This window comes from uncultured Thiodictyon sp., from assembly GCF_903828115.1.
Classification (GTDB): domain Bacteria; phylum Pseudomonadota; class Gammaproteobacteria; order Chromatiales; family Chromatiaceae; genus Thiodictyon.
Map to the genome: position 1 here is coordinate 1 of NZ_CAIKKU010000007.1, position 2788 is coordinate 2788.

The following is a 2788-nucleotide window of genomic DNA, read 5'->3' on the forward strand; positions in this document are numbered from 1 at the left end:
GAGGAATTCGAGCGCGACACCCGCCGCCTGCTGATCGCCCATGTACACGAGTTCAATCCGGACGAGATCCAGGCCATCCTGGAGCAGATCCCGCCGCAAGAGCGCCTGCGCGGGCTGGACCCCGGGGAACTGCTGCGCGGCCTGGACCCCGCGGTGGTCGCGGACTGGCTCAAGCGTCGTGGGCACTGATGTGGGCATAGGCGTTCCCGGGACACGCAGGTCCGCGGGGCCGCGACCGCGGGTGCAGCCCCTTCGTCCCCGCGCCCCCCCGGCGTCCAGCATCCTTGGCAGCCGCGATGCCGGGCAAGCACCACGGCTCGCCGTCCCCGGTGGTTCTGCCCCTTAGAGCCCGCACCCGCCGCGGGCATGGCCCCCGGGGGGCACTGGTCTGCCACTGGTCTGCCGGGTCCGTTCGCCGACGCCTTGAGGGACTCGAAAGAAATACCTTGCATTGAGATTCAGGATTGGGCACAATGTCGCAAGTGCAGTGTTTTCCTGTAGTGGTTCGGTAGTACCTCCTCTCCGCGATGCGTGTGGCAGATCCTTCCGTAATATCGCGACAATCGTCTGCATGTACACCAGTTCAGTTTCACCCAAGAGGTATCCGTAATGGCTACAGGCACAGTTAAGTGGTTCAGTGACGAGAAAGGCTTCGGCTTCATCACCCCGTCGGACGGCACCAAGGACGTCTTCGTCCATCACAGCGCCGTCCAAGGCGGCGGCTTCAAGTCGCTGGCCGAAGGACAGACCGTCACCTACAACGTTGAGCAAGGCCAGAAGGGCCCCAGCGCGACCAACGTCGTAGCCCAGTAAACCTGGGGGCCGGGTGGCCCGCCGCCTGGTCTTAAGAAGCCCCGCCCTCCAGCGGGGCTTTTTTATTGTTGTCCGCCGAACGGCCTTCGTCAGAATCCCGGTCAGGGCGCACCGGCGAGGGCTCGGGACACCGGGAGCGCCGCACCCCAGTGCGGCCAGCCTGGCGAGCGGCCGACACGTTGCGTTCTGCGGCTAGGCCGCGCCGCACCGGGGTGCGGCGCTCCCAGTGGCCGCAGTCATGATCGAGGCACGTCGAACCCTGGCGGCCCACCCTTCTTCCCCCCCTCGCATTTGACGGAACCCTGCTTTGATATCCACGGCCAACATTACCATGCAGTTCGGCGGCAAGCCGTTGTTCGAAAACGTCTCCGTCAAGTTCGGTGGGGGCAGTCGCTACGGCCTGATCGGCGCCAACGGCAGTGGGAAATCGACCCTGATGAAGATCCTGGGCGCCGACCTGGAGCCGAGCGCCGGCAACGTGTCGGTGGACCAGGGCAAGCGCCTGGGCAAGCTGCGCCAGGACCAGTTTGCCTTCGAGGACCAGACGGTAATCGATACCGTGATCATGGGCCACGAGGAACTGTGGCGGATCAAGCAGGAGCGCGACCGCATCTACGCGCTGGCGCACATGAGCGAGGCCGAGGGCATGGAGGTCGCGCACCTGGAGGTGCACTACGCGGAGTTGGACGGCTACACGGCCGAGGCGCGCGCGGGCGAACTGCTGCTGGCGCTCGATATCCCGGAGGCACTGCACGAGGGCCCCATGAGCGCCGTGGCGCCGGGCTGGAAGCTGCGCGTGCTGCTCGCCCAGGCCCTGTTCGCGGACCCCGACATCCTGCTGCTGGACGAGCCCACCAACAACCTGGATATCAACACCATCCGGTGGCTGGAGGAGGTGCTGAACGCGCGCAACAGCACCATGATCATCATTTCCCATGACCGGCACTTTCTGAACAGTGTCTGCACCCACATGGCGGACCTGGACTACGGCGAGCTGCGCCTCTATCCCGGCAACTATGACGAATACATGACCGCGGCCAGCCAGGTACGCCAGCGCCAGTATGCCGACAACGCCAAGAAGAAGGTCCAGATCGCCGAGTTGCAGACCTTCGTCAGCCGCTTCTCGGCCAACGCTTCCAAGGCCAAGCAGGCGACCTCGCGCCAGCGCCAGTTGGAGAAGATCAAGCTGGAGGACATCAAGCCGTCCAGCCGGGTCAACCCCTTCATCCGTTTCGCCCAGGACAAGAAGCTCTATCGTCTGGCGCTGGAGGTAAAATCTCTGGCCAAGGGCTACGGCGGCAAGCCGCTTTTCAGGGGCCTGGACCTGAGTGTGGCGGTCGGCGAACGGGTCGCCATCATCGGCCCCAACGGCATCGGCAAGACCACCCTGCTGCGCAGCCTGGCCGGTGAGCTCGCGCCCGACAGCGGCACGCTCAAGTGGTCAGAGAACAGCAACATCGGCTATTTCGCCCAGGACCACGCGGCCGACTTTGCCGCCGACACCACGCTCTATGACTGGATGGACCAGTGGAAGCAGCCGGGCGACGACGAGCAGGTCATCCGCGGCACCCTGGGCCGACTGCTGTTCTCCCAGGACGAGATCAGGAAGCCGGTGAACGTGGTCTCCGGCGGCGAGCAGGGTCGCTTGCTGTTCGGCAAGCTGATGCTGCAAAAGCCCAAGTGCCTGTTGATGGACGAACCCACCAACCACCTGGACATGGAGTCCATCGAGTCGCTCAACACCGCGCTGGAGGACTATCCCGGCACCCTGATCTTCGTCAGTCACGACCGGGAGTTCGTCTCTTCGCTGGCGACCCGCATCATCGAGTTGACGCCCCAGGGGATAGTCAACTTCCGCGGCAATTACGAAGACTATCTGCAGAGTGAGCGCGCGGCGGCCTGAGGTGTCCGAAAGGAGTCGGGGCGTGCGAACGAGGGGAAAACGTTCCGGCCGGGGCGCATGCCCCGTCCGGCC

The 2788-nt window shown here is 64.8% G+C and carries 2 protein-coding genes and 1 pseudogene; all 3 read left to right on the forward strand.

The features are described 5' to 3' along the window. A pseudogene (locus QZY48_RS00235) lies at window positions 1-189 on the forward strand (hypothetical protein); the annotation flags it as partial. Between the two features lie 420 nt (window positions 190-609). Further along, window positions 610-813 carry a cold-shock protein gene (locus tag QZY48_RS00240; protein WP_100918635.1) on the forward strand — a complete coding sequence of 68 codons (204 nt, stop codon included), beginning with the start codon at window positions 610-612 and terminating at the stop codon, window positions 811-813. Window positions 814-1120: 307 nt separating this feature from the next. Then, window positions 1121-2716 (forward strand): ABC-F family ATPase, encoded by a 1596-nt coding sequence (locus QZY48_RS00245; protein ID WP_295426340.1) that lies wholly within the window; start codon window positions 1121-1123, stop codon window positions 2714-2716. Window positions 2717-2788: the final 72 nt, after the last annotated feature.

Excerpts from the sequence above, each read along its gene's own strand:
- QZY48_RS00240 (WP_100918635.1), top strand. The coding sequence starts at position 610 with ATGGCTACAGGCACAGTTAAGTGGTTCAGTGACGAGAAAGGCTTCGGC.